At 67.0% G+C, this 25,570-nt stretch carries 24 protein-coding genes; 8 read left to right on the forward strand and 16 right to left on the reverse strand.

All coding sequences use genetic code 11. The annotated features are described in order from the left end of the window. The first annotated feature begins 23 nt into the window (after positions 1 to 23). On the forward strand, positions 24 to 1,286 hold the full coding sequence (locus tag J3E61_RS08840; protein WP_210083290.1) for a carboxylesterase family protein: 1,263 nt from the start codon (positions 24 to 26) through the stop codon (positions 1,284 to 1,286). Here J3E61_RS08840 and J3E61_RS08845 read toward each other — a convergent pair. The 3 genes from J3E61_RS08845 to J3E61_RS08855 are packed head-to-tail and all read right to left on the reverse strand — an operon-like array spanning position 1,249 to position 6,598. Beyond that, positions 1,249 to 1,776, reverse strand: a complete 528-nt coding sequence (locus J3E61_RS08845; RefSeq protein ID WP_210083291.1) for an OsmC family protein — start codon at positions 1,774 to 1,776, stop codon at positions 1,249 to 1,251. The two genes, J3E61_RS08840 and J3E61_RS08845, sit on opposite strands and share 38 nt — an antisense overlap. A gap of 20 nt (positions 1,777 to 1,796) precedes the next feature. Next, a complete protein-coding gene (gene hrpA / locus J3E61_RS08850; protein ID WP_210083292.1) occupies positions 1,797 to 5,693 on the reverse strand; it encodes an ATP-dependent RNA helicase HrpA in 3,897 nt (1,298 codons plus the stop codon). 11 nt (positions 5,694 to 5,704) lie between these two features. After that, positions 5,705 to 6,598 (reverse strand): hypothetical protein, encoded by an 894-nt coding sequence (locus tag J3E61_RS08855; RefSeq protein WP_210085486.1) that lies wholly within the window; start codon positions 6,596 to 6,598, stop codon positions 5,705 to 5,707. A 282-nt stretch (positions 6,599 to 6,880) separates the two neighbouring features. On the opposite strand from J3E61_RS08855, the gene J3E61_RS08860 reads away from it, so the two are divergent. Then, positions 6,881 to 7,093, forward strand: coding sequence for a hypothetical protein (locus tag J3E61_RS08860; RefSeq protein ID WP_192724846.1), 213 nt, complete (start codon positions 6,881 to 6,883; stop codon positions 7,091 to 7,093). Positions 7,094 to 7,097: 4 nt separating this feature from the next. On the opposite strand, the gene J3E61_RS08865 is transcribed toward J3E61_RS08860, so the two are convergent. Next, on the reverse strand, positions 7,098 to 7,604 hold the full coding sequence (locus J3E61_RS08865) for a hypothetical protein (protein ID WP_210083293.1): 507 nt from the start codon (positions 7,602 to 7,604) through the stop codon (positions 7,098 to 7,100). Positions 7,605 to 7,619: 15 nt separating this feature from the next. On the opposite strand from J3E61_RS08865, the gene J3E61_RS08870 reads away from it, so the two are divergent. Next, entirely contained in the window at positions 7,620 to 8,126 is a 507-nt protein-coding gene (locus J3E61_RS08870) for a hypothetical protein (RefSeq protein ID WP_210083294.1), read from the forward strand. A gap of 48 nt (positions 8,127 to 8,174) precedes the next feature. Next, complete coding sequence (locus J3E61_RS08875) at positions 8,175 to 9,629, forward strand: YdiU family protein (protein WP_210083295.1); 1,455 nt, start codon at positions 8,175 to 8,177, stop codon at positions 9,627 to 9,629. Here the strand turns inward: J3E61_RS08875 and J3E61_RS08880 are convergent. Beyond that, the gene (locus J3E61_RS08880; protein WP_210083296.1) at positions 9,626 to 10,543 is read right to left on the reverse strand and encodes a CoA ester lyase; all 918 of its coding nucleotides are present in this window, start codon (positions 10,541 to 10,543) and stop codon (positions 9,626 to 9,628) included. The genes J3E61_RS08875 and J3E61_RS08880 overlap by 4 nt on opposite strands. Positions 10,544 to 10,597: 54 nt before the next feature. Between J3E61_RS08880 and J3E61_RS08885 the strand changes: the two genes are divergently transcribed. Further along, complete coding sequence (locus J3E61_RS08885) at positions 10,598 to 11,353, forward strand: alpha/beta fold hydrolase (protein ID WP_192724851.1); 756 nt, start codon at positions 10,598 to 10,600, stop codon at positions 11,351 to 11,353. A 66-nt stretch (positions 11,354 to 11,419) separates the two neighbouring features. Continuing rightward, complete coding sequence (locus tag J3E61_RS08890; RefSeq protein ID WP_192724852.1) at positions 11,420 to 12,121, forward strand: cutinase family protein; 702 nt, start codon at positions 11,420 to 11,422, stop codon at positions 12,119 to 12,121. A gap of 7 nt (positions 12,122 to 12,128) precedes the next feature. Here J3E61_RS08890 and J3E61_RS08895 read toward each other — a convergent pair whose 3' ends face one another. The 8 genes from J3E61_RS08895 to J3E61_RS08930 form a co-directional block, all read right to left on the reverse strand. Further along, positions 12,129 to 12,755, reverse strand: coding sequence for a hypothetical protein (locus tag J3E61_RS08895; RefSeq protein ID WP_210083297.1), 627 nt, complete (start codon positions 12,753 to 12,755; stop codon positions 12,129 to 12,131). Between the two features lie 22 nt (positions 12,756 to 12,777). Then, positions 12,778 to 13,641 carry a hypothetical protein gene (locus tag J3E61_RS08900; protein ID WP_210083298.1) on the reverse strand — a complete coding sequence of 288 codons (864 nt, stop codon included), beginning with the start codon at positions 13,639 to 13,641 and terminating at the stop codon, positions 12,778 to 12,780. 12 nt (positions 13,642 to 13,653) lie between these two features. After that, the gene (locus tag J3E61_RS08905) at positions 13,654 to 14,064 is read right to left on the reverse strand and encodes a cupin domain-containing protein (protein WP_192724855.1); all 411 of its coding nucleotides are present in this window, start codon (positions 14,062 to 14,064) and stop codon (positions 13,654 to 13,656) included. 20 nt (positions 14,065 to 14,084) lie between these two features. Then, on the reverse strand, positions 14,085 to 14,807 hold the full coding sequence (locus J3E61_RS08910) for a glucose 1-dehydrogenase (protein ID WP_192724856.1): 723 nt from the start codon (positions 14,805 to 14,807) through the stop codon (positions 14,085 to 14,087). A gap of 15 nt (positions 14,808 to 14,822) precedes the next feature. Further along, on the reverse strand, positions 14,823 to 15,374 hold the full coding sequence (locus J3E61_RS08915; protein ID WP_210083299.1) for a sigma-70 family RNA polymerase sigma factor: 552 nt from the start codon (positions 15,372 to 15,374) through the stop codon (positions 14,823 to 14,825). Between the two features lie 129 nt (positions 15,375 to 15,503). Further along, positions 15,504 to 18,299, reverse strand: coding sequence for an AAA family ATPase (locus J3E61_RS08920; RefSeq protein WP_210083300.1), 2,796 nt, complete (start codon positions 18,297 to 18,299; stop codon positions 15,504 to 15,506). A 97-nt stretch (positions 18,300 to 18,396) separates the two neighbouring features. Continuing rightward, positions 18,397 to 19,152 (reverse strand): SDR family oxidoreductase, encoded by a 756-nt coding sequence (locus J3E61_RS08925; protein WP_210083301.1) that lies wholly within the window; start codon positions 19,150 to 19,152, stop codon positions 18,397 to 18,399. Positions 19,153 to 19,230: 78 nt separating this feature from the next. Then, on the reverse strand, positions 19,231 to 20,274 hold the full coding sequence (locus J3E61_RS08930) for a methyltransferase (RefSeq protein ID WP_210083302.1): 1,044 nt from the start codon (positions 20,272 to 20,274) through the stop codon (positions 19,231 to 19,233). Between the two features lie 288 nt (positions 20,275 to 20,562). On the opposite strand from J3E61_RS08930, the gene J3E61_RS08935 reads away from it, so the two are divergent. Next, complete coding sequence (locus J3E61_RS08935) at positions 20,563 to 21,753, forward strand: DUF222 domain-containing protein (RefSeq protein ID WP_210083303.1); 1,191 nt, start codon at positions 20,563 to 20,565, stop codon at positions 21,751 to 21,753. A gap of 18 nt (positions 21,754 to 21,771) precedes the next feature. Here J3E61_RS08935 and J3E61_RS08940 read toward each other — a convergent pair whose 3' ends face one another. The 3 genes from J3E61_RS08940 to J3E61_RS08950 form a co-directional block, all read right to left on the reverse strand. Continuing rightward, positions 21,772 to 22,944 (reverse strand): RNA polymerase subunit sigma-24, encoded by a 1,173-nt coding sequence (locus J3E61_RS08940; RefSeq protein ID WP_210083304.1) that lies wholly within the window; start codon positions 22,942 to 22,944, stop codon positions 21,772 to 21,774. A 3-nt stretch (positions 22,945 to 22,947) separates the two neighbouring features. Beyond that, positions 22,948 to 23,361, reverse strand: a complete 414-nt coding sequence (locus J3E61_RS08945; protein ID WP_210083305.1) for a hypothetical protein — start codon at positions 23,359 to 23,361, stop codon at positions 22,948 to 22,950. A gap of 93 nt (positions 23,362 to 23,454) precedes the next feature. Beyond that, the gene (locus tag J3E61_RS08950) at positions 23,455 to 24,285 is read right to left on the reverse strand and encodes an LLM class F420-dependent oxidoreductase (RefSeq protein WP_210083306.1); all 831 of its coding nucleotides are present in this window, start codon (positions 24,283 to 24,285) and stop codon (positions 23,455 to 23,457) included. A 91-nt stretch (positions 24,286 to 24,376) separates the two neighbouring features. Between J3E61_RS08950 and J3E61_RS08955 the strand changes: the two genes are divergently transcribed. Next, the gene (locus J3E61_RS08955) at positions 24,377 to 25,570 is read left to right on the forward strand and encodes a metallophosphoesterase (RefSeq protein WP_210083307.1); all 1,194 of its coding nucleotides are present in this window, start codon (positions 24,377 to 24,379) and stop codon (positions 25,568 to 25,570) included.

Consider the following 25,570-nt stretch of genomic DNA (forward strand, 5'->3'; position numbering starts at 1 on the left):
TCGACGGGACTACGGTGAATCAGGTGCCGTCCCGACGCCTTGATCCGCCCGCCGGGCCCCTGCTGGCCGAGGACGACGGCGCGCTGTTGCACGTGCGCGGTATCCGATACGCGCGGGCCGCCCGCTTCGCTGCGCCGCAGCCTCTTGCCCCGTGGTCCGATGTCCTCGACGCCACCGCGCGGGGTCCGGCGTGCCCCCAGCTGTCGTCGCGGTTGGAGTGGGTCACCGGTCCGGTGGTCGACGGGCTCGCAATGAGTGAAGACTGCCAAGTCCTGTCGGTGACGGCGCCAAGCGATGCGGACGCCGTGCCCGTCATGGTCTGGCTGCACGGCGGCGCCTACGTGTCCGGTGGGGGCGAGGCGCCGAAGTACGACGCCGACGAGCTCGCCAACACCGGTCGCGTCGTCGTGGTCAGGGTCAGCTACCGGCTCGGCGTACTTGGCTACCTCAGCCCGAGTGGGGTCGACAATCTCGGGCTACGCGACCAGATCCTTGCGCTGCAATGGGTGCACGACAACATCGCCGCGTTCGGCGGCGACCCAGACCGGGTGACCGTCTTCGGCCAGTCCGCCGGGGGCGACTCGGTGTTCTCACTGATGCTGTGCGAGCAGGCGGTTGGGTTGTTTCGCCGGGCGATCATGCAGAGCGCGCCGCTCGGGATCCGCAGTGGCCGCGACGCGATGACGGCCGCGATGCGCACGGCGGCGAAGTCGGTCACCACCGGTGAAGTGCTGGATGCCCAGACCGCGGCCGCTGCGGCCGCCGCACGCTTCGGAGTGGTCAGCGGCATGCCGTTCGGCCCGATCATGGGGCTCGATCCGCTGCCCGCGGAGTCCGAAGTCGACGAGCGGTTGGCCGACGCCGCGAAACGCATCGAGCTGCTCGTCGGCTACACCCGCAACGACGGCGCTCCGTTCGCGGCGATGAATGCCCGTGTCGCACGGCTGAAACGCTTTGGCGCGCTTGGCCGTATCGCCGAGCGGGTGGCAGCGGCCGCGATGACGCAGCGCGCGTTCGGTAGGAGTGCGCGCCGACTCGCCCGGCAGTGGCATGAGTACGGCGGCCGCAGTGCGACGTTCCGCGTTGACTGGTCGCCCTCCGAGATGGGGGCCTGTCACTGCATCGAGCTACCGCTGTTGTTCGACCCGGCGCAATGGGTCGATGCGCCGATGCTCGGTGGCCGCCCTATCGACGAACTACTCGCGAAGGCCATGCGCCGCAACTGGACCGGCTTCGCACACAACGGAATCAGCGGGCTTGATTCGTCGACGCTCCGGTTCGGGTGACACGGATCGACGGAATTCGCGCCAAGCTTTGTCCCACAACGCAATAACGCTCAGTCAGCTCGGCAAGCTTGGCCAAGGTCGAGTCGTCGGCATCGGTCTGCAACTCGGCGACGATACTTATGTCCTGCACGCCTACCGGTACTTCACGGTCGATGCCGAGCGTGCCGCGGGCGTCGAACATGCCGGTAGCGCGCAGCTCGGCGCCGCTGATGTCGACACCCATTGCGGTGGCCACGCTGCGCATCGTGACGCCTGCGCAGGCCAGCAGGGCCTGCAGCAACATGTCGCCGGAGCAGGCGTCCTCGCCGTCACCGCCGGTGGCCGGATGCAGGCCCGCGCGGGCAGGCCCTGACCATGTCTGAACCAACGCCGTCACGCCGTCGGTCTCGAAGAAGGCCTCGGCCGTCAGTGGAGTGCGTGAGCTGCCCGGGTCGTCCCGATACCGCCGCTTGAGCGGCGCCTGCAAATCCCTGAGAGCGGCTGCGTCCATTCGGTCATCATGGCAGTCGATCAAGGTGTGATGGCGTCGATTGCCCGGTATATCCGCTGCTCGCTGACCGGCCGCGCGGTGCCGAGCTGTTGAGCCCACAGGCTGACTCGCAGCTCCTCGATCATCCACCCGATGTCGCGCACATCCTCGGCGGTGGCGCGCGCTGGCGAAAGCGCTTGCCGCAGTTCGTCATACGCGTCCTCTACCGCGTGCACCCGCTGCATGCGCTCGCTGTCGCCTGCGGCGTCGCGCGGCAACCGCTCGAGTCGGCGGCCGATCGCGGTGAGATACCGGGTGAGATCGCCGAGACGCGCGGCGCCCGTTGCGGTGACGAACCCCTTTGGCAACAAGCGATCGAGTTGCGCCCGGATGTCAGCGACGGCGTCGGCCTGCGCGGCGGACGGCTGAGCCGGCAACGCGACCTCCACCTCGTGCACGGCGGCGAGCACCTTCTCCACACGCCCGACGATGTCGAGCGACGTCGCCGTCAGCGCGTCCCGCACACGACCCCGCACCGCTTCGAACTCCGCACGGCTCCACACCGGCGTCGGAGCCAACACGGCCACCGCGGCATCCGCGCAGTCCTCCAGCAGCGCGGCCAACGAACCGTCGGGATTCGCGCCGAGCACCAGGCGGGTACGCGGATTCAACTGCCGTTCAATCGCTTTCACAGGAGACGCGGCGTTAAGGCGCAGCAGGCGCCGAACACCGGACGCCATCGCGGCGCCCTGCTCAGCCGTCGTGGCGAACACCCGCACGTCCACCGCGCCGCCCGCATCGACGAATGCCGGGAAACCCCGCACGGTGTGCCCACCGCTGACCCGTTCGACGGCGCGCGGCAACTCGTCGAGATCGTCGGGCCAACCGTGCAGCCCACGTCGCTGGAGTCCGTCGGCGACCGCTGCTGCGACGGCTTGCCGCACGGGAGCGGCCAGCCTGTCCTGCAACGCCGCCAGGTCCTTGCCGCGCGCCACCTCGGCGCCGTCCGAAGACTCGACGGCGAACGTGACCCGCAGGTGCGTCGGCAACTTGTCCAGGTCGAAGGCGTCGATGGGAACCAGCACACCTGAGCGCCGCTGCAAAACCCGCTGCAGTGACTGCAGCAGCGGTTCGTCGCCCGGCTCGAGCGTGGTCAGCACCGCCCTCGCCGTGTCGGGGGCGGGAACGAAGTTGCGGCGCAGGTCTTTTGGCAGCGAGCGAATCAGCGCGGTGATGAGCTCTTCGCGCAGCGCGGGAACATGCCATGCGAACGCCTCGCCGCCAAGGCGCGCAAGCACTTCGACCGGTACATGCACCGTGATGCCGTCATCTTCGGCGCCTGGCTCGAATTTATAGGTCACCGGAAGCGTCAGGTCACCGGCCTGCCAGGTGTCCGGCCTATCGGTGGCGGCCTCCTCGGTGCGCAGCAGATCGTCACGAGTGAACGTCAGCAGCGCCGGCGTGCGGTGCCGCTGCTTTTTCCACCACGCGTCGAAGTGCCGCGCGGAGACAACATCGGCCGGGATCCTGGCGTCGTAGAAGGCGTAGATGTCGTCGTCGCCGACGATGAGGTCGCGACGGCGGGCGCGTTCCTCGATCTCCTCCAATTGCTCACGGAGCCGGGCGTTGTCGCGGAGGAAGTGGTGGCGGGTCTGCCAGTCGCCCTCGACGAGCGCGTGCCGGATGAACAGCTCACGGGCCAGCTCAGGTTCGATCTGCGCGTAATTGATCCGCCTGCGGGCCACCAGCGGCAGCCCGTAGAGCGTCACCCGTTCGAAGGCCATCACCGCGCCGCGCTGCGCGTCCCAGTGCGGTTCGCTATAGCTGCGCTGCACCAGATGTTCGGCGAGGCGTTCGATGCCTTCCGGTTCGATGCGCGCCGCGATCCTGCCGTAGAGCCTGCTGGTTTCGACGAGTTCGGCGACCACGACCCAGCGTGGCGGACGCTTGGTGAGGACCGAGCCGGGGGCGAGGACGAATCGCGTGTTCCGTGCGCCCGTGTACTCGCGGGAATCGCCCTCCCTCAGTCCGAGGTGCGAAAGCAGCCCTGCGGTCAGCGCAGCGTGGATGCTGGCGGGTGAGGCATCCTCGTCCGACTCCCGGATGCCGATGTCACGGGCGATGCTGCGCAGCTGCCCGGTGAGATCCTGCCACTCGCGGATGCGCAGGTAGTGCAGGAACTCCTCGCCGCACATCCGACGAAATGCGTTGCCGGAGCGTTCTTTTCGTTGCTCGCGCAGGTAGCGCCACAGGTTCAGGTACGAGATGAAGTCCGAGCGCTCGTCGGCGAACCGCGCGTGTTTCTGCCGCGCCGCCTCCTCGCGATCGGCAGGCCGCTCGCGTGGGTCCGGAATGGACAGCGCCGCGGCCAGCACCAGCACCTCACGCACACAGCCCTCGGTGTCGGCCTGCAGGATCATCCTGCCGATCCGCGGGTCGAGCGGCAGTCGCGCGAGCCTGCGCCCGACCTCCGTGATCGACCCGTCCCGGTCGAAGGCACCCAATTCCTGCAGCAGCAGCACTCCGTCGCGGATGCTGCGCTTATCCGGCGGATCGAGGAAACCGAACTTCTCGATCTCGCCCAGCCCCAAGGCGGCCATCTGCAGGATCACCGCAGCAAGGTTGGTGCGCAGGATCTCGGGATCGGTGAACCGCGGCCGTGACGCGAAGTCCTCTTCGGAGTACAGCCGGATGCACACACCGGGCGCGACGCGACCCGAGCGCCCAGCCCGCTGTGCGGCAGACGCCTGCGAGATCGGTTCGATCGGCAGCCGCTGCACCTTCGTCCTGCGGCTGTAGCGCGAGATCCGCGCGGTGCCGGGATCCACGACGTAGCGGATGCCGGGCACCGTCAGCGACGTCTCGGCGACGTTGGTCGCGAGCACCACGCGCCTGCCGGTGTGCGGCGCAAAAACCTTCTGCTGCTCGGCCGTCGGTAACCGGGCATACAGCGGCAGCACTTCGGTGTTCTTCAGATCTCGCAATGCGTCTGCGGTGTCGCGGATTTCGCGTTCGCCGGACAGGAACACCAGCACGTCGCCGGGCGGCTCCTTCTCGAGCTCGTTGACGGCGTCGACGATCGCCTCGGTCTGATCCCGCATCTCGGTGCGAATCACGTCATGGTCAGGATCGTCGGGATCCTCGTCGCTGTCGTCGGCCCGAACGGCGACTTCCAGTGGGCGGTAACGGATTTCAACTGGATAGGTTCTGCCGGACACCTCGACGATGGGCGCTTCACCGAAGTGTGCCGCGAACCGCTCTGGTTCGATGGTGGCCGACGTGACGATCACCTTGAGGTCGGGCCTGCGCGGCAGCAGCTCGCGTAGATACCCGAGCAGGAAATCGATGTTGAGGCTGCGCTCGTGCGCCTCGTCGAGAATCAGTGTGTCGTAGCGCAACAGCCGCCGGTCACGCTGGATCTCCGCCAGCAGGATGCCGTCGGTCATGAGCTTCACCAATGTGCGGTCGCTGGCCTGGTCGGTGAATCGGACCGTGTAGCCGACGGCGTCGCCGAGCGGCGTGCCGAGTTCGTCCGCGATGCGCTGGCCGACGGTGCGGGCGGCAAGCCGGCGCGGCTGCGTGTGCCCGATGGTGCCGCGAATGCCACGGCCCAACTCCAGGCAGATCTTCGGCAGCTGAGTCGTCTTGCCCGAGCCGGTCTCACCTGCGACGACCACCACTTGGTTGTTGGCGATCGCCGCGGCGATCTCGTCGCGCCGATCGCTCACCGGCAGATCCGGGTAGGTGATCTCAGGAACGGCCGCCAGTCGGGTGGCGACAAACGCCTCGGCTGCGGCGAACTGCTCGACGATCTGCTGCAGCTTCTCGGGGCCGACCCGGCCCCGCATGTTCTTCAGACGACGACCGAGCCGGGCGGCGTCGCGGATTGTCAGGCCGTCGAGGCGCTTTCGTAGCTCGGAGACAGACGGCTCGGACACTGACGGCCAGGCTAGCCCTTGTCCGGTGACCAGTAGTCGAGCATCTCCGCGAACGTCTCGAACGCGGGCGCCGACGCGCCGTAGGCCGCCTCGAGGTGGATGCTCAGCGGGAAGCCGAGGTCGGCGACGCCGTCGATGACGCGCTTGTACAGGTCGATCATCAGCTTGCGTTTCTGCGCCGGGTCGGTCTCGGCCAGCTGCGTGACGAATGCCTGCTCGTCGGCAACTGCCGGATTGCCGGGATCTTGAATCAGCCAGTTGATCAACCCGATTCGCGTCTCGACCTTCGGTACGAACCCGAACGACAGCAGGATCTCCGGGCGGTGGTCGGTGGTCTTCGCGAATTCGGTCAGGAACCCGACGATCGCGTCGGAGTACAGCAGCTGGGTCATGCCATACGTCGCGCCCTGGCCGCACTTGAAGTTGAACCGGCCGTGTTCTCCCTCACGGGTGGGGATCAGGATCGCGCCGCGGTTGGGCACGAGCTGGTCGTAGAGAGACAGCGCATCGGTGGGCGCGACGCCGGACCCCTCGCCGTCGCTCATCGTGCGCGGCACGCCGACGAACGCGATGCCGTCGAAGCCCGCGTCGCGCAGATGGGTCAGCCGGTGACGCAGCGAGTCCTCGTCCATGAACGCGGTGACCTGCGTGCACAGCCCCTTCATCCCCGGCAACTCACCCTTGATGAGGTTCCAGAAGTCCAGCACGTCCAGGCGGGGCTTCATCTCGACGGGACGGTCGTCGTCCTCTTCGATCATGCCCGGGATCATCACGTGTCCGATGCGGCCGTCGATGCCGGTTTCCTTGGAAAACCGCAGCACCTTGCGCGCTTCCTCCACGGCCTGCTCGGGACCGAGGTCGGCATTCGGCGGGACCAACTCGAACGCGACGGTGTTGAGGGTCAAGAGGTTGCTCCTCATTGCATGACTGCTCCGACCGGAAGACGACGATGACCGCCGGGGAGGACCAGATTTCACTGTTGCGATCGAGATTAGCGACTGACCGGTAGCCGATGCTCGCCCCCCACGACGCGAGTGGCAGCTATTGATTCCCCCGTCGCGATCCTGCCACGGCTGGTAGAGATCCTGCCAACGGGATGACCGCCGTCTACCTGGGCGTTTCACCCAGCAGACGGGAAACGCCGATTCGACGGCAATCCCCCAAGACCGCCGAAGGAGGCGCCCCACATGAAGAAGATCACCTTTGCCACCGGGGTCTCGACCGCGCTGGCGGCACTGGCTATCGCACTGGCAGGCCCGGCCGCATCGGATGCAGGCAGCGGCTCGAATGTTCCGAAGCCCGCTCCCGTGTATCCGCAGTCGAGTTTCGGTGGCGCGAACCCGTACACGCCATACGGCGTCGACCCCTACGTCCCTTACGGGGTGTGGTCGCAGCACTGAGCGGCTAGAGGTTGGCGAGTACCTTCGTCAGCCCGTCTTCCACGGTCGCGGGCGGGGACCCGGCGGTGACGTAGGCGATCATGACCGTCGGTCCCTGCGCGTAGGTATAACCCTCGGCCGTCAACGGAACATTGAAGTGCGTCACCACATCTTCGCCGAGCCGCTGGGATTCGCTTGGCAGGCCGACGCCGTCGCGCGTCTTGGCTGACAAGTTCTCCAGATACTTGTGGACGTACGCATCACCATTGCCCGATTTGACTAGGCCCGCAAGCACTCTGAGCACCGGGACGCCGTTCTGGCTCACGACGCCTGCCGTTAGATCGTCGAACTCCTGACTCGCGACCGTGGGGTCGACATCCGCCGGGCGTATTTCCGTGACGGTGAAGCCGGGAAGTTCGGAGAACGGCGACGCCGGTCCTGCTGAGGCGGTCGTCGTCGACGCGCACGCGGCGCACGTCGCGACGACGGCGGCCACGAACGTCGCAGCCTTGATCCGCGTGGCATGAGGCACAATTGGCAGCATCCGATGAGGGCCTTGGAAGATTCTTGGCGTTCCGCGGCCGGCTGCCTGGCTGCGCTGATCATGCTGACGGCGTGCGGTGCGAACGGCACCACGCCGGCGACCACGAGCACGGCGGCGACGCGCTCTGTTGCCGAAACCACGGCTACCTCCGTGGCCGCAGAGGGCCCGCAACTCAAGAAGTGGATCGACCTGCAGGTCGGCGATTGTCTGGCCGATCCGCCGCCGGTCGACCCGGGCGTTGTGATGGTGTCGGTCGTCGACTGCGCGATACCGCATGCCGCCGAGGTGTACCTGCGCACCGACGTCGAGGTCAACGCCGCGGTCGCCGACGTCGCCGATCGGCAGTGCAATGCGGGACTCACGCAATACAGCGGCGGCGGGCCGTTCGCGATGACCTACCTGATCGACTCCAACCAGGACCGGACGTCGGCCGACCCGCTGCCGAGCACCGTGATCTGCCTGCTTCAGGCGTCAAACGGGGGACCGCTGACAGGGTCGGCCCACCGCTAGGCCGAAACGCATTGCATCACAACGACTGCGCATCCGTAACCTGGACGAGTGAGCCTTGCACCGAAAGCCGCCGTCGTGCTGGACGACCGGTTCGTCCGCGCGCTGCCGGAGATGGCGGTGCAGTGGCAGGCCGATGCGCCGCCCGATCCGCGACTGTTGGTGCTGAACACGCCACTTGCCGCCGACCTGGGGCTGGACGCCGACTGGTTACAGAGTCCCGACGGGCTGCGCTTCCTGGTCGGCGCCGCGGTGCCCGACGGCGCCACGCCCGTCGCGCAGGCCTATGCGGGCCACCAGTTCGGCGGATTCGTGCCACGCCTCGGTGACGGTCGGGCGCTGCTGCTCGGTGAGCTCACCGGCACCGAAGGCGGCATCCGCGATCTGCACCTCAAGGGCTCGGGGCGCACGCCGTTCGCCCGGGGCGGCGACGGCCTTGCTGCGGTCGGCCCGATGCTGCGCGAGTACGTCATCAGCGAGGCGATGCACGCGCTCGGCATCCCCACCACCCGCTCGTTGGCTGTCGTGGCGACGGGTCGCACCGTGATCCGCGAGACGCCGTTGCCCGGCGCGGTGCTCGCGCGGGTCGCGAGCAGCCATCTGCGGGTCGGCAGTTTTCAGTACGCGGCAACAGCGGGCGACACCGACCTGGTTCGTCGGCTCGCCGACCACGCCATCGTCCGCCACCACCCTGGCGCGGCTGCAGCGGACAACCCTTACCGCGCGCTGTTCGAGGCCGTCGTCGCCGCGCAGGCGTCGCTGGTGGCGCAGTGGATGCTCGTCGGGTTCGTGCACGGGGTGATGAACACCGACAACATGACGATCTCCGGCGAGACCATCGACTACGGCCCGTGCGCGTTCATGGAGGCCTACGACCCTGCGACGGTGTTCAGCTCGATCGATTCCTGGGGCCGATACGCATACGGACAACAGCCGGCGGTGGCCGCGTGGAACCTGGCCAGGTTCGCCGAGACCCTGCTGCCGCTGTTCTCCGACGATCCCGACCAGGCGCTCACCCTTGCCCAGGAGTCACTCGACGGGTTCAGCCGGGAGTACGTCGCCGCATACTCCACCGGCATGCACGCCAAACTCGGCCTGGGCGAGTCCGATGATGTGACGCCGTTGATCACCGAACTGCTCGAGCATCTCGAGCAGAGCCGCGTCGACCACACGTCGTTCTACCGTGCCCTCGGCCGCGCGGCGCGTGGTGAGGCTGAGCCGGTACGTGGGCTGTTCGTGGACCTCGCCGGGTTCGACGGTTGGCTGGCACGCTGGCGGGCGCTGGGCCCGGACGCCGACGCGATGGATCGGGTCAACCCGGTGTACATCCCGCGCAACCACTTGGTCGAGGAAGCGCTGGCGGCGGCGACCGACGGCGACCTCGATCCACTGTCGCGGCTACTCACAGCGGTCACCGCGCCGTATGACGAACGGCAAGGGCTCGATCGCTACGCCGAGCCCGCGCCCGACGACTTCGGCTCCTACCGAACCTTCTGCGGCACCTAGTAGTGGTAGGTGTCCGACGGCGCGGGCATGTGCACGGGTTCGTCCTCGAAGTGCGACGCCTCGATGCCGTAGGAGCGCGCGAGCTCGAGGATCTTGGTGGCCCGCGCGATGCGCGGCAGGTCCGAGCCGTTGCGAATCTCACCGCCGTCGCGCTCGAACTCGGCGAAAAACTCTTTCGCCCAAGCGATTTCTTCCTGTGACGGGGACAGTCCCTCGTTGACGACGGCACACTGATCCGGGTTGAGGCAGATCTTGCCGGTCATCCCGAACTCCACCGACACGGCGGTTGCCTCGATCAGCTTGAGCGGATTCGAGCCGATGGTCGGGCCGTCGATCGCGCTCGGGAGATGGGCCGCCTTGGCGGCGATCGTGAACCGCGAGCGCGTGTACGCCAGCGTCGCGGGGTCGTCGCCGAAGCCGGTGTCACGGCGGAAATCGCCGATGCCGAACGCCAGCCGGAAGGTGCCCTTGGCCGCCGCGATCTCGGTGATGCGTTCGAGCCCGCGCGCCGTTTCCACGAGCGCCACGATCGGCACGTTCGGCAGCCGCTTGGCGGTCTCGGTGACGTGGTCGACGGACTCGACCATCGCCAGCATCACACCGCCGATGGAGGTGCCGGCCAGGGTCTTGAGGTCGTCGGCCCACCAGGGTGTGCCGAACCCGTTGATGCGCACCCAGTCGGAGTTGCCTGCTTCCAGCCACTGCACCACGTTGTCGCGGGCGGCCGTTTTGTCCTTCGGAGCCACCGCATCCTCGATGTCGAGGACGACGATGTCGGCGCGTGAGTGCGCCGCTGCCTGAAACCGGTCTGCCTGCGCGCCGTTTACCAGCAGCCAGCTCCTGGCGAGCACCGGGTCGATGCGCGAGCCGATGTCGGCCGGATCGGGCGCGTTGGTGGTGACCTGTTCAGACATGTCTAAACGGTAGCGACCTGGCAATCGGGCAGCGCAAGGTGGTAAACCTCCGGCATGGCTGAGCGCGTCACGTTTGCAAGCTCGACGGGACCGAGCTTGGCGGGAATCATCGATCGGCCTGCCGGCGAGCCGCGCGGCTGGGGAGTCTTCTCGCACGGATTCACGCTCGGCAAGGACTCGCCCGCGGCGGCTCGAATCTGTAAGCAGCTCGCCGAGGACGGCATCGGCATGCTGCGCTTCGACGCGCTCGGCTTGGGCGACTCGGAGGGTGACTGGGGCGACGGCTCGTTCACCGTGAAGGTCAACGACGTCGTCCGGGCTTGCGAATTCATGGCCGAGCAGGAGACGCCCGCCGACATCCTCGTCGGGCACTCCTTCGGGGGTGCGGCGGTGATCGCGGCGGCGCGACAGTCACCCGGAGTGCGGGCCGTCGCCACCATCGGGGCGCCGATGGACCCCTCCCACGCCGAGCACCACTACGACGCCGTCGTCGACCGGGTGCTGTCCGAGGGCAGCGCAGAGTGGATGGTCGGCGGGCGTTGTCTCACGCTCAAAAGGGCTTTCGTCGAAGACGTGCGGGCAGCGGCCCTGCACGACAAGATTCGCGGTCTGAAACTGCCGCTGCTGATCCTGCACTCACCGACCGACAACACTGTGGGCATTGCCAATGCCAGCGAGATCTTCCGTACCGCACGCCATCCCCGCAGCTTCGTCTCGCTCGAGGGTTCTGAGCATCTGCTGACCGGCCCGGGGCAGGCGCGTCGCGCGGCTCGCATAATCGGCGCGTGGGCAGATCCTTACCTAAAATAGGGTTTCGCAATCAGCATCACCGGGTACCCACGTGCGTCATTTGTGGAGCGACAGTCGGGAGTCAAGGTGAGCTTCATCGGTCGGATCTTCGGTACTGCGGTCGTCGTGACTTCGGCGCTGTTGGGCACTGCCGTCACCAGCCCAAGCGCTTCTGCTGATCCTTGTCCGGACGTCGAGGTCATTTTCGCCCGCGGCACTTTCGAGCCCGCAGGCGTTGGCGTGACGGGGCAGGCGTTCGTCGACGCGCTGCGCGACCAGCTCGGCGGCAAGTCGATGGAGGTGTACGCGGTCAACTATCCGGCGTCGCTCGATTTCGCAACGGCGGCCGACGGTGTGATCGATACGAGCAACAGGGTCCGCGACATGGCCGCGCGGTGCCCGAACACCAAGATGGTGCTCGGTGGCTACTCGCAAGGCGCAGCCGTCGTGGCATATACCACCGAAGACGCTGTGCCCAACGGCTTTACCCTTCCCGAGGGCATCACCGGACCGATGGCTCCGGACGTGGCCAAGCACGTCGCCGCCGTGGTGCTGTTCGGCAAGCCCTCGAGCGGGTTCCTTCAGATGATCTACACCGGTGCCCCGCCGATCACGGTCGGCAAGCTGTACACCGGCAAGACCCTCGATCTGTGCATCCCGGAGGACAACGTCTGCTCGCCTGGCGGCACCGACAACGGCGCACACAACCTCTATTCGGTGAACGGCATGGCGAACCAGGCCGCGTCCTATGCGATGGAACGGCTTTCGTCCAATGGGTCGAGGACGTAGCGGGTACCTAACCGTCGAGCTCACCGACGATTCCGCGCTCGATTGCGGAGCGGGCGCGCTGCGGTAGCACGATCAGGCCGTCGAGTTCGCGAGAGGCAACGGCGTAGGCGCGTTCGCGCTCCTGCTGCGTCGCGCCGCTGTCGACCGCCACCCGCAAGGCGCTGCGCGCGCGGGAAAGGCGCTGCTGCTCTGCTTTCGTGAACTCGTTGCGCCGCTTGCGTATTGCCTCGGTTTCTGCGATGTCGAACGCGGTCACATAATTCTCAACCGCGTCCAGGTACTGGCGCGCGGCGTCGCTGTCTGAAAGAAGGTCCTCGACGTTGCCCGGCCGCAGCAGGTCGGCTCGCAACTTGGCCCGGTGGAAGCGCTCGGTCAGCGGGTTGCGCATGTCGGTCATCAGCGGAAAGTCGAGCAGTTTGCCGATGTCGAGTTCATAGTCCAACCACCGGGTGTCCGTTCGGTCATGCTCCTTGATCGTCCGCGCGATGGCGCGCGCTTGCGCCGCCTGGCTCTCCGGCGCCGCCTGGTGGCCGATGCGCGCGGCGGAGTACGCCTTCACGCCGCCGACAACCAGGCCGACCACCGGAACAACGATGATCAGCAACTCGACGAGACGGACGAGGAGCAGCCCCATCAAGCCAGGATGCCACCCCTTGTCAGACCGCGACCGACAGGTGTTTGGCGGGTTGAAGCCAGGAGGCGATGTTGCGGATGTAGCCCTTGAAGATCGCCAGTCGCGACGGGTCGGCCTTGATCTGGTTGCCTGGTGCCTCACTGACGAATGACGGTGCGCCGCAATCGAGATCCCAGTTGTAGTCGGCGAAGTGGTGGAAGGTCGACTCAGCGACCGCGCGGCCCATCGGCCTGCCGTCGGGTGCTAGTTCACCGTCGAGCACGACGGCGAGGTTGAAGTGGCGGCCGGTCGCGGTGCTGCGGCCCTGTGCGATCGCGGTGGCGAACGCCCCGGTCGCCGACACCAGGCCCTCGTGCGGGTGGGCGGGGAACCACTCGATGTGCCCGCTGGCGGTGTGCTCGGTGCGCAACAGCTCGTGCACCGGCCCTTCGACGAGCACCGGCTGGTAGTCGCCGTTGGCGCCGGAGTGGTAGTTGGGCCACGAGATGGTCGGGGTGTCCTGGTCGTCGCACATCGTGCTCGGGTCGACGCTCTTGTCGTGGAATTCGTTCACCACGCCGAGCGCGCCGAGCCTGCTCAGGCAGCAGCCCAGGTCCTGGTGATCGCGCGCGGTCAGCACGCCGCCGCCGTTCTCGCGGAACCGCCGGATGGCGTAGGCGTCGGCGGCGGACAGGCCGTCACCGACGTCGACGGCCATCAGCCACAGCTGGTCGAAGTTCAGTTGGTCTAGGTGGCTGAGCACCAGGTCGTCGCCCCGGCTCGACCGGTTGCGTGCGACAACCTCATGGCCGGCCACCCGAAGTTCGTCGGCCAACAGCGAGAAACGTGAGACGTCCCAGTCGTCGGGACTCTCGGGAATGGTCGTTTGCAGCAGGATCCGTGCCATCGGAACGCACTCCTATTCGGCGGTTACGCGCAGGTGTTTGCGCGCCTCGAGTTCCTCGTCGTCGACGAGGGTGAGCATGGGTTTGCCGGGCACGCAGAGCATCGTGACGAGATAACGAAGTTTGATGTCGTCGCGATTGTTTGCGTCGGAGTAGTGGATGACGTCGCCGCCGGGTTCCCAGAATGCCTCTCCGGCCCGAATGACGCGCGGCGCTTGGCCTTCCAACTCGAACAGCATCTCGCCTTCCAACACGTAGCCGAAGGCCGGGCCGTAGGGATGTCGGTGTGGTGGGGCGCCGGCACTGCCGGGACGGAATTCGACGACAACGGTCATGGCGTGTGCGCCTTCGGGAATAGCAGGCGGTTGCACTTCCTGCACCACCGTCAACGCGTTCTCCCATTCGGCGTCATAGTTTTTCGACATCGGACATTCCTTCCTGGTGTTCATATGGCGGTGCCGCCGCCGTCGGCGTGCAGTGTGGAGCCGGTGATGAAAGTCGAGCGGGGCGAGGCGAGAAAGAGCACCGCGTCCGCGATTTCTTTGGGTTTGGCGGTGCGGCCCAACGGCAGCGCGCGGCCGAGTTCCTCGTTGGTTTCGCCCCATTCCGCCTCGACGCCTTCGGTTTTCGTGGGTCCGGGGGCGACGCTGTTGACCCGCACGCCATGGGAACCGAATTCGGCGGCCCAGGTACGGGTGAGCGATTCGACTGCGGCCTTGGTGGCGCTGTACACGCCGGCACCGGGGACGCCCTTCGAGGCGACCATCGAGGTGACGTTGATGATGCTGCCGTGCCCTCGCCTGAGCATTCCGGGCACGAGGCCGGCTGCCAAGAAGTAGGTGCCGCGGACGTTGGTGTCGAACGTCTTCTCGAACGCGGTCACTTCCTGGTCGACGGTCAATGCCGCCGGAAAGCTGGCGGCATTGTTGACCAGAATGTCGACGTCGCCAGCCTGCGCGACAAGCGATTTCACCGACTCGATGTCAGACAGATCGGCCTGGACGAAGCGCACGCTGCCGTCGATCCCCGCGGCCGCCGCTTTGCCGCGTTCGGCGTCTCGACCGGAGATGATGACCGATGCGCCTTCGTGTGCCAGCAGCCGGGCGCATGCCAGGCCGATGCCTGCAGTTCCTCCGGTTACCAACGCTGTCTTATACGCTAATTCCATTGCAAACTCCTAGGTTTAAGCGACGTGAGCCAGGGACTGGCGCAACCGTTGTCTGCCGCGGGACGCCCGCGACATCACGGTGCCGTGTGGGATGCCGAGAATCTTGGCGGTCTCGGCATAGGTGTAGCCCTCGACATCCGCGAGGTACACGACGGTGCGGAAGCTGTCGGGCAGAGCGTCCATCGCGGCCTTGATTTCGTTATCGGGCAACGCGGCCAGCACCTCGGCCTCGGCGGAGCGGGGGCCCGCAGGAAGCCGGGCGGCGCTGTCGGCGAGGTCCTGCTCGGTGACACCGTCGACAGGGACCTCCCGGGGGCGGCACTGTCTGGAGCGGTATGCGCTCACCCACCGGTTGTAGAGAATCCGGAAGAGCCAGGCCTTGAGGTTGCTGCCCTCCTTGAAGGTGGCGAACCCCGCATACGCGTGCATCAACGCGTCTTGCAGCAGGTCCTCGGCGTCGGCCTCGCTGCGGGTCAGCCGCCGCGCTCCGCGCGCCAAGACATCGAAGAGGGGCTCCACATCGTGGGCGAAGCGCGCAGCGAGATCCGAGCCCGACGTGCCGTGCATGATCAACCTCCCGTTGATGCGGTGTCTTTGTCCTGGCCTGCGCCCGTGTCGGGCCGTCCAGATCAGACTCGCGGTTGCGGAGGTGAAGCGAACCCTTGGAAGTCCGTAGTCAGTAGTCCGTAGTGGGCGCTAGCTCGCCCACGAGATGGTGCGCAGTTGCCTGCGCGAGGTGATGCCGAGCTTGACGAACACCTTTCGCAGGTGCCATTCGACGGTGTGGGTCGAGATGAACAACTGGGCGCCGATCTCCTGATTCGTCAGTCCGTCGCCTGCCAGCCGCGCGATCTGCGCCTCCTGAGCAGTCAGCTCCGCATGCGAGCTGGCTTGCTGCTTGCGCACCTTCTCCCCGGTGGCCACCAACTCTCGTCGGGCCCGTTCGGCGAATGCCTGTGCACCCATCCGGGTGAACGCCTGGTGCGCCTCGGTGAGGTGGCGTCGTGCGTCGACGCGGCGGTTCACCCGACGTAGCCATTCACCGTAGTGCAGTCGCGTCCGCGCGAGGTGGACCGCGACGCGCGTACGGCCCAGGCGTTCAACGGCTTCGGTGTACAGCGCGTCGGCGTGTGCATCGTCGGCCACCATCGCGCGCGCGTGTGCCACCGCGCCGAGGTGCCAGTCGGTTCCGCTCACGCCCGCATACTTCTCGAACCGCTGCACGGCCGACACGGCGGCTTCCTGGTCGCCGGTGCGTGTGGCGGCCTCGATCAGTTCGAACAGGCACCAACTGTGGAAGCCGAGGTCCTCGTATCTGCATGCCTCACGGGCGGCCGCGAGGGCCTCCTCGTACCGGCCGAGGCCGTTGTACAGCAGGGCGGCGGCGCAACCGGTGAGGCCGAGCAGCCTGCCCTCTCCCCTAGCCGCCCCGTCGGCGGCGGCCGACTCGATCAACTTCACCGCGTCGGCCGGATCACCACGCCACGCTGTCAGCAGCAGCGAGTGATACCTGACCGGCGCGAGGTGATCCGTCGATGCGGAGATCGAATTGGCCTCTTCGATAAGCGTTTCCGCCGTGGTGAATTCGCCCGAAAGCAAGTGCGCCCCAGCCTGGTACACGAGAGCGCGTGGCAATACGTCCAGTGCGCCGGCATCGCGTGCCTGCCGCACGACGGCGGCGGACAGTTGGTGCACTATCGCTTCGTCCCACAGGTCATGGGCAGCGGATTCCTGAAGGATCGGGAACGCTGGCACCATCCACCGCCGAACCTGAAGGTCGTTCGACTCCGTCATCGCCAACATGGCGTCCAGCGCTGCCCGCAATGGAGCGGTGCCCGCGCTCACACCGCCGGTGATCCGTTCTGCGATGCCGGTCAAAAGCAGCTCGATAGCGCGTGGAGGTTTCGTCGCCCGACTGACAAAGGACCGCGCGGCTTCGGCTGCATCGCCCAGCGAACCGGGATCACCGAGCCGCCCGGCATACAGGATCGCGGCGATCGCCTCCGCGTACGTCTCGCAGGCTGCGTAGTCGTCGAGGTTCTCCAATTGTTTTGCAGCAGTGAGGAGTTGCAGCGCGGTTGCACTGACCGGGGCCGCACCGGCATCGCCGCCGCGGCTACGGGCGAATTCCATCTGGGCCCTCAGCCGGGCGATCTGGGCGCGTTGCAGGTCGGACAATTGGCCGAGTTCGGCGATCGCGAGCAATTCGTATGCCGCAGCAGGTGCCGCCGCGTCCCGTTTGGCCTGCGCTGCCGCCAGCGCCCGCGCGCTGCGCAGGGCCGGGTCCGAGGTCAACGCGGTGGCGCGTTCGAGGAATGCCGCCGCGGCGGCGATCCCGCCTCGGCCCTGGGCACGACTTGCGGACGACTCCAGTTCCGCGGCGACCGCCTCGTCGGGACCCGCGGCCGCGTTGGCGGCATGCCACGCCTTGCGGTCGGGATCCGTTTCGGGATCGGTCGCGTCGGCCAACGCGCGGTGAATCGCCCGGCGTTCGGTCAGGTCCGCGGCGCGGTAGGCGGCCGACCGCAGCAGCGGATGGTGAAAGCGCATCCGCGGACCGAATTCGATCACGCCTTCGGCTTCGGCAGGGCCCAACGCGTCGACCGCGATGCCAAGGTGCGCCGCCGCGCGGAGGAACAACGCGGCATCGCCGACCGGTTCGGCCGCCGCGAGCAGCAGCAACCGCTGGGTTTCGGCGGGTAAGGATTTGATGCGGTTGACGAAGCCCTCCTCGAGCGCCGCCGCCGACGAGCGCTTGCCGGAAATCCAGAACCCACCCGAAAGCTCGGTTGCTGACACACTGCGCGGCACCTCGATGATGGCAAGCGGGATGCCGCGGGTCTCGGCGACGATGCGGTCGCGGACGCGCGGGTCCATCGCCCCCACAATCACCGATTCCAACAGCTCCCGCGCATCGCCGTCGGACAGGCCGCTGAGCGCCAATTCCGGCAACCCCGTCAACGCCTCTGCGCCCCGTTCACGCGCCGCGAACACCATTGCGACCGGCTCGGCGAGCAGGCGTCTCGCCACGAAGGCGAGCGTCTGCACCGACACTTCGTCGAGCCATTGGGCATCGTCGACGACGCAGAGCAGGGGTTGGTCGTTGGCGGCCGCGGCAATCAGGCTCAGCACCGCCAGGCCAACGAGGAAACGATCCGGGGCGGCGCCGACACCGCGCCCGAATGCGACATTGAGCGCCTCACGCTGTGGCTCGGGAAGTTCATCCAGGTGATTCAGCAGCGGCGCGCACAGCTGCTGCAGGCCGGCGAAGGCGAGTTCCATATCGGACTGCACCCCGGCCACTTGGACGCAGCGGAACCCGGCCGCCAGTTCTGTCACGAACCCGAGCAGTGCGGTCTTGCCGACTCCGGGCTCACCGCGCAGCACCAGCACCTGACTGGTGCCCGATCGGACAGCGTCGATCAGCCCCCGAAGTGTCTCGCTTTCGCTGGCGCGACCGCGAAGACGTGTCCCCCGACCTTCGCTCGACATAGGGCTCCACCGCGTCTGTTTGCAGTGGAGACCTTACCGCTGGTCCGGCTGTGAACTGGCTCTCGCCAGGGACCTCGAGCCTGGCCCGGCGGTCCCGCTACGCCTTGGCGGCGGTTTCGAGGAGCCAGTCTTCGAACCTGGTGTCGAACAGCGTCGCACCCTCACCGGGGCACAGGGTGCGCTCGCCGATGTCGATGCCCCAGTACTGCGCGTCGGGATCAGCGACGACCTCGCGGGCATCGCCGCGGGCCGTCAACGCGGTCCTGATCAGGTCGGGCAGCAGGACCGCCTCCGGCCCGCCGATTTCGGTGATGCCCTTGACCGGCTCATTGACCGCGGCGATCGCGAGCCCTTCCGCGACGTCGGCGGCGGCCATCGGCTGAAAGTACGCCGGTGGCATGCGCACCGTGCCGTCGACGGTCGCGGAGTCGGCGAGGGTGTTGACGAACTCGAAGAACTGCGTCGCGTGTACGAGCGTGGACGGAATCGGCCCTTCGGCGATCAGGTTCTCCTGCAGCTGCTTGGCCTCGAAATAGCCGCTCTTGGGCGCCAATTCAACGGTACCGACCACCGACAGAGCGACATGGTGGCCAACCCCGGCATCCTTCTCGGCAGTGAGCAGATTCGTGGTTGCCGTGCGGAAGAACTCGATGGCCGAGTCGTCGAGCTGCGGCGAATTCGAAACGTCGACAACCACCGAGGCGCCTGCGAGCACCGCGGGCAACCCCTCGCCCGTCAGCGTGTTCACCCCGGTCGAGGGTGCGGCCGCGACCGCCTCGTGACCATGTTGGTCCAACGCCTGCACCAACTTCGAGCCGATCAGGCCCGTTCCTCCGATGACGACGATCTTCATGATTGCCCTTCCGTTGTGCTTCCGACGTGCTCTGACCGCCAGAACGGATGGGCATCCGCGAAGTCATCCCGGCACGGGCTATTTGATGCCGACGACCATCGAATCAGGACCGACCAGGTGCTCGACGTAGCCCTTGCCGAAGCCGACCTCAGCCATCCACCCGCGGCAGTCGGCGCCCGTGTAGTCGAAGCCGCCGAGACCCTCGATCAGCATGTTGAGGCTCATCAGCAGACCGAATGAGTTGTGGCGCCGGTCGTCATCGATCAGCGCCTCGTAGACGATCAGTGCCCCGCCGTCGGGCAGTGCGTCGTAGGCCTTCTGCAGTAGTAGACGCTTCTCGCCCATGTCCCAGTCGTGGAGTATGTGGCCCATGACGAGAACGTCGGCACTCGGTAGCGGGTCGGCGAAGAAGTCGCCGGGCGTGAATTGCAGACGGTCAGCCAGACCGTGTTGCGAGACATAGGAATTGAAGATCGGTTCGATGGGCGGGAGGTCATATCCGCCGCCGGTCAGATGGTCATGGGCTGTCGCGATGGCAACTGGGACAGCGCCTTGGGCGCACCCGATGTCGATCACGCTGCCGTAGTCGCGCCATGGGAACTTGTCTGCGATGGCCTCGCCCGCCGAGCGGCTGAGACCTGACATCGCGGCGGCGAACCCAGCCAGTTTTTCCGGGTCGGCGTATAGCGTCTCGAAGAACTCGCCGCCGGTCTTCACTTCGCTTTGCGGCTGGCCGGTTTGCAGAGCCTCGGTCAGCGACCCCCAGAAGTTGTAGAGGCGAACGCTCGACATTTCCAATACGCCTCCCACATAGGTGGGCTTGGCCGGATCGAGGAAAAGGTCGGTCTGCGGAGTGTTTTCGTAGCGGCCGTCGGTGCGGTCGAGCATTCCGAGAGCGACGAGTGCGTCGAAGAAGTCCCGCGCACTGCGCGGATGCAGGCCGAGTCGGTCGCGGAGTTGCTCGGCGTCCAGTGGGCCGGCCTCGCTGAGCACGCCGAAGAGTTTCAGCTCGACTGCACTCAATAGCGCCCTCGAGCCCCAGAAGCCGAAACCCAGCTGCATGATGCCGTCGGGTGTCAACGCCTCGGAGTCGGGCGCAGGCAGCATAGATGGTTTGCTCATTTGAATCCCCTCGTCGAAAGATCGACTGGAGGTCCAATTTAGCGATGGAGATCTGGGTTTGCGGCGACTTTGCCTCAGCAGGTCAGCGGCGGAGGCTGGTCCGAGCGAAGGACGGGTGGCGATAGCTGTCGTCAGACTTACGGATCCCGCCCCAGCCGAGAACGACGTCACCAGTGACCGACACGGAGCGATATTGCTCTCGCCGGCACAAAGGTCCTCTCGCACAACGCCTTCCGAGACTGACCTGGTGACCCGAAATTTGTCGGACCCCGCTGCCATGATGGGGTTATGTCCTTGGCGGCGACCGCGATGATTCCGAAGGAGCGCCTTGAGGTGCTCTTTGAGGAGCTCGCGGAGTTGGCGGGGCAGCGCAACGCCATTGATGGGCGCGTGGTGGAGATCGTCGCTGAGATCGACCGCGACCGGTTGTGGGGTGCCACCGGGGCACGCTCGGTCGCGGGGTTGGTGGCCTGGCGACTGGGGTTGTCCTCGACCACCGCGAAGACCATTACGACGGTCGCGGGCCGGCTCGACGAGTTTGCGCGCTGCGCAGAAGCGATGCGCGAGGGCCGGTTGTCGCTGGATCAGGTCGCGGTGATCGCCGGCGGCGCGGGTGCGGGCTCTGATGAGCATTACGCCCAGTTGGCGGCAGTCGCGACGGTCAATCAGTTGCGTACCGCGGTCAAACTCGAACCCCGACCCGACCCCGAACCACAACCGGAGCCCAAGGCGTCGATCACCAAGAGCTCTGATGAGCACTTCACCACGTGGCGCATCCGATTGCCGCATATCGAGTCCGCCAAACTCGACGCCGCGCTGGCGTCGCATCGCGATGCGCTGTTCGCCGAGCACCAACACCACCACGGCGACGACGAGGCGTTCATGCGGTTGGTGGAGGCCGGCTGGGACGCCGAAGTCGCGCAGCGCCCACACGGACAGCACACCACCGTCATCGCGCACCTCGACGTGAAAGAGCGGACCGCGGCTCTGCACCTGGGGCCGCTGCTCTCGGATGCCGATCGCCAATATCTGACCTGCGATGCCACCTGCGAAGTCTGGTTCCACCGGGCCGGCCAGCCGATCGGCGCCGGGCGGTCCACCCGCACGGTCAATCGGCGGCTGCGCCGCGCGCTGGAACACCGCCACCCCAGCTGTGCGGTACCCGGGTGTGGGGCCACCCGCGGACTGCACGCCCATCACCTCGTGCACTGGGAAAACGGCGGCCCCACCGACCTGGACAACCTGGTACTGCTGTGCCCCTATCACCACCGGCTCCACCACACCGGCGGCATCACCATCACCGGACCCGCCACCCACCTCGTCGTCACCGACAACGACGGCCACCCCCTCACCTCAGCATCACTGGCACGCCCACCCACCAAGCCCCCACCTGATGTCCCACGCTGGACCGGACCGCTGGGCGAACGCGCCGACTGGTGGTGGTATGACCCCTACCAACCACCACCAACCAACAACTAGAGCTCTCCTGTGGATCGGCTACGAGCCACCTTCAACTGAGATCTGCTGACGAACGCTGGCGGCGCGCAAGGTGAGGTGGTTACGCTCGGCGACATTCTCTGCTTGCGCGGCAGCTTCGACGTAAAGCCTTGCCGCAGTGGCGAGTTCGCCCGCCCGCTCGTGCAGGTATGCCGCAGACGCGGTGTACCTCGGCAGGCTCGGGTCGACCTCGCCGAGCGCGGATAACCCCGCCAGGGGTCCGTCCGCCTCACCGACCGCGACGGCGCGATTGAGCCGCACGATCGGGCTGTCGGTGAGCCGGACAAGCTCGTCGTACCACTCGACGATCTGGACCCAGTCAGTCTCGTCAGCGCTCTGCGCATCCGCGTGCAACGCCGCGATCGCGGCCTGTGCCTGGTACTCCCCCAACCGGTCCCGGGCCAGCGCCGCCTGAAGTACGTCCACACCCTCAGCGATCAGGTCACGCCGCCACAGACTGCGGTCTTGATCAGCGAGCACCACCAGGCTGCCGTCGGCCCGGGTACGGGCGGGGCGTCTCGCGTGGTGAAGCAGGAACAACGCGAGCAGGCCCGCGACCTCCTCGTCATGCGTCGCGGCGGCTAGTTGTCGGGCCAGTCGAATGGCTTCCTCGGCAAGGTCGACATCGCCGCTGTATCCCTCGTTGAACACCAAGTACAGCACCTTCAGCACCGTGCGCAGATCACCCAGCTGATCGAGCCGCACATCGCTCACGGTGCGTTTCGCCCGGCTGATCCGTTGCGCCATGGTCGCTTCCGGCACGAGGTAGGCCTGCGCGATCTGGCGCGTGGTGAGCCCGCCCACGGCGCGCAGCGTCAGCGCAACGGCCGACGCGGGCGACAGGCTCGGGTGCGCGCACAGAAAGTACAGCTGCAGAGTGTCGTCGACGGACTCCGCCGGCCCTGGCGGAGGTTCGTCAGTCACCCGCAGTTCGCGGTCGCGACGCGCGGAGTCAGACCTCGCAAGATCGATGAAGCGGCGCCACGCGGTGGTGATCAGCCAGCCCTTCGGATCGTCGGGGCGCCGATTCGGCCATACCTCAACAGCTTTGAGCAATGCCTCCTGCACCGCGTCCTCGGCGGTGGCGAAGTCGGCCCCGCGGTAAACGAGGGCCGCCAGCACGCCGGGGATCAGATCCCGCAACTGCGCCTCGTCCACCGCACGGGCGGCCATGACTCAGTGACACTCAGTGGTGTTCGGGGCGGCCGTCAGGAACGGCCGGACCTCGAGCCACTCGTGGATCGGCTGGCCGCCGGCGCCCGGCGCCGCGGACAACTCGCCTGCCAACTCGACGGCGCGGTCGTACGAGTCGACGTCGATGATCATCCAGCCCGCGATGAGGTCCTTGGTCTCCGCGAACGGACCGTCGGTGACGGGCGGCTTGCCCTCGCCGTCGTAGCGGACCCACGCGCCCTCCGGTGCCAGCGCCTGGCCGTCGACGAACTCGCCGCTGGATTGCAGCTTGGCCGCGAAGTCGTTCATGTACTTGATGTGCGCCTTGACCTCTGCCGGCGCCCACTGGTCCATCGGCACGTTGTTGACGGCCGCGGGCGCGCCTCGGTAGTGCTTGAGAAGCAGGTACTTCGCCATGAATATCTCCCTTCAGGTTCGCGACCCTAGTTGGTCGCTCACCCCTGGGACGGAGCCGTCACGGCGTTCTCGACATCGGTGGCGAAAACTTTTTCAGCCGCGATATTGCGCGACCTGTTTCGCGTATTCGTCGAGCAGTCGCAGCGATTCGTCATGCGGCTTGGTCGGCAGCAGCAGGTTCGCCTGGTGGTAACCGAGGTCCTCGAGTCCGCGCCAGTACTCCGGATCGATCGGCGTGCCGAACGTCGTCAGAGGGACGTCGTGGCCGGCGCCCTCGCGAAGTTGGTCGATACGGCGCTTGAGGTGATCGATCGGGAACGGGTTGGAGATCCAGCCCGCCTCGTGGCGGATCACCCGCTTGACGGTGGCGTCGGAGTCACCGCCGATGATGATCGGCGGATGTGGTTTCTGGACGGGCTTGGGTCGCAGGTAGGACGGCTCGAAGTCGACGTATTTGCCGTGGTATTCCGCGGGTTCGTTGGTCCACAGCGCCTTGATGGCCTCGATGCGTTCATCGAGCAGCGCTCCGCGCGTCTTCGGATCGGTGCCGTGATGGCGTAGCTCCTCGATGTTCCAGCCCGCCCCGACGCCGAAGACGAAGCGGCCGTTGGAGATCAGGTCGATGCTGGCGGCTTCCTTCGCGGTGATGATCGGGTCGCGCTGGATGAGCAACGCGATGCCGGTGATCAGTTCGATGTTGGAGGTGACGGCGGCCGCGGCCGCCAGCGTGACGAACGGGTCCAGCGTTCGGTAATAGATCGACGGCAGTTCCCCGCCGAGCGGATAGGCCGACTCCCGGCTGGCCGGGATATGGGTGTGCTCGGCGATCGCGAGCGAGTCGAACCCGCGCTCCTCGATGGCACGCGCCAGCGAGACCGTGTCGATGCTGTCGTCGTTGACGAATGTCGAAATCCCGAACTTCATGTGCACCCTTATCTGCCGTTGTCTCGGATACCTAACGCCGACCCGCACCACGCTAATCCCGGCTACCGGCTTCAGTACCGTCGTAGGCACGATGACGGATAACCCTGCCGAATTGGTGGAATCGGTCGGGCCGCCACCGCGGTCCCGGCGGAGATGGCGCCGCACTGCGGTCGTGCTCGCGATCATGCTGGTGTTGTTCGGCGTGCCTTGGTGGACGCTGGTGGCAGGCGGTCCGGCCTGGCCGACAGCGGTAGTGGTGACCGGCACACTGCTTTTCGTCGGCGCCGCAGCCGCGATCCCGGTCCTGATGATGCTCGGGCATGGCCACCGGCATCTGGACTGGGCTGCCGCTCTCGGGAACTTGCTGCTCGGCGTGGCCTGGGTGCTGTTCGCCTGGTCCGTGCTGGGCCAGCTGGTGGGCCTGATGCTTCTGGTCGGAGGAGTCGAGGATCCGGTGCGCTCGCGAGTGGTCGCAGGCGCGGTCCTGACCGTCGCGGTGGCGCTCCTCCTCTGGGGTTACGCCGAAGCGATGCGAGTCCCGCGCGTCAAGCGCCTCGAGGTCGCGATCGACCGGCTCGGCCCCGCGCTGGACGGCCTGCGCGTCGCGATCATCACCGACACGCATTTCGGGCCCATCGATCGCGCCACGTGGTCGGCGGCCGTGGTGGCCCGTGTAAACGAACTCGACGCCGATGTCGTGTGCCACGTGGGCGACATCGCGGACGGGACAGTGGACATCCGCATAAGCCAAGCGAGCCCACTCGCCTCGGTGCAGGCATCGTCGGCTCGCGTGTACGTCACCGGCAACCACGAATACTTCAGCGAGGCGCAGGGATGGCTCGACTACATGGAACGCATCGGATGGTCCGCGCTGCACAATCGGCACCTCGTCGTCGAGCGCGGCGGTGACCGTTTGGTGGTCGCCGGTGTGGACGACGCGACGGCGACTGCGTCCGGCGTGAGTGGGCACGGCGCGGACCTGCGGGCTGCGCTGGCCGGAGCCGACCCCACACTGCCGGTCCTGCTGCTGGCGCACCAGCCCAAACAGGTCGCACACGCCGCTAGCGCCGGAGTCGACTTACAGATCTCGGGTCATACCCACGGCGGACAGATCTGGCCGTTCAACTTCCTGGTACGACTGGAGCAACCGGTGGTGAGCGGGCTCAGCCGACATGGCGATCGGACCCAGCTCTACACCAGTCGCGGTACCGGCTTCTGGGGCCCGCCGTTTCGGGTGTTCGCGCCCAGCGAGATCACTCTGCTGACCCTTCGCTGCCCGCACTGA

It is taken from the genome of Mycobacterium sp. OAE908 (assembly GCF_017872775.1).
Classification (GTDB): Bacteria; Actinomycetota; Actinomycetes; order Mycobacteriales; family Mycobacteriaceae; genus Mycobacterium.

Bases quoted from the DNA above. Each gene is read 5' to 3' on its own strand.
- J3E61_RS08905 (WP_192724855.1), bottom strand. From the start codon at position 14,064: ATGTCGAAAAACTATGACGCCGAATGGGAGAACGCGTTGACGGTGGTG.
- J3E61_RS08925 (WP_210083301.1), bottom strand. From the start codon at position 19,152: ATGAAGATCGTCGTCATCGGAGGAACGGGCCTGATCGGCTCGAAGTTG.
- J3E61_RS08950 (WP_210083306.1), bottom strand. From the start codon at position 24,285: ATGAAGTTCGGGATTTCGACATTCGTCAACGACGACAGCATCGACACG.
- J3E61_RS08880 (WP_210083296.1), bottom strand. From the start codon at position 10,543: ATGTCTGAACAGGTCACCACCAACGCGCCCGATCCGGCCGACATCGGC.
- J3E61_RS08845 (WP_210083291.1), bottom strand. From the start codon at position 1,776: ATGGACGCAGCCGCTCTCAGGGATTTGCAGGCGCCGCTCAAGCGGCGG.
- J3E61_RS08915 (WP_210083299.1), bottom strand. From the start codon at position 15,374: ATGCACGGCACGTCGGGCTCGGATCTCGCTGCGCGCTTCGCCCACGAT.
- J3E61_RS08895 (WP_210083297.1), bottom strand. From the start codon at position 12,755: ATGGGGCTGCTCCTCGTCCGTCTCGTCGAGTTGCTGATCATCGTTGTT.
- J3E61_RS08910 (WP_192724856.1), bottom strand. From the start codon at position 14,807: ATGGAATTAGCGTATAAGACAGCGTTGGTAACCGGAGGAACTGCAGGC.
- J3E61_RS08860 (WP_192724846.1), top strand. From the start codon at position 6,881: ATGAAGAAGATCACCTTTGCCACCGGGGTCTCGACCGCGCTGGCGGCA.
- J3E61_RS08940 (WP_210083304.1), bottom strand. From the start codon at position 22,944: ATGGCCGCCCGTGCGGTGGACGAGGCGCAGTTGCGGGATCTGATCCCC.
- J3E61_RS08935 (WP_210083303.1), top strand. From the start codon at position 20,563: ATGTCCTTGGCGGCGACCGCGATGATTCCGAAGGAGCGCCTTGAGGTG.
- J3E61_RS08955 (WP_210083307.1), top strand. From the start codon at position 24,377: ATGACGGATAACCCTGCCGAATTGGTGGAATCGGTCGGGCCGCCACCG.
- J3E61_RS08945 (WP_210083305.1), bottom strand. From the start codon at position 23,361: ATGGCGAAGTACCTGCTTCTCAAGCACTACCGAGGCGCGCCCGCGGCC.
- J3E61_RS08870 (WP_210083294.1), top strand. From the start codon at position 7,620: ATGAGGGCCTTGGAAGATTCTTGGCGTTCCGCGGCCGGCTGCCTGGCT.
- J3E61_RS08920 (WP_210083300.1), bottom strand. From the start codon at position 18,299: ATGTCGAGCGAAGGTCGGGGGACACGTCTTCGCGGTCGCGCCAGCGAA.
- J3E61_RS08900 (WP_210083298.1), bottom strand. From the start codon at position 13,641: ATGGCACGGATCCTGCTGCAAACGACCATTCCCGAGAGTCCCGACGAC.
- J3E61_RS08930 (WP_210083302.1), bottom strand. From the start codon at position 20,274: ATGAGCAAACCATCTATGCTGCCTGCGCCCGACTCCGAGGCGTTGACA.
- J3E61_RS08885 (WP_192724851.1), top strand. From the start codon at position 10,598: ATGGCTGAGCGCGTCACGTTTGCAAGCTCGACGGGACCGAGCTTGGCG.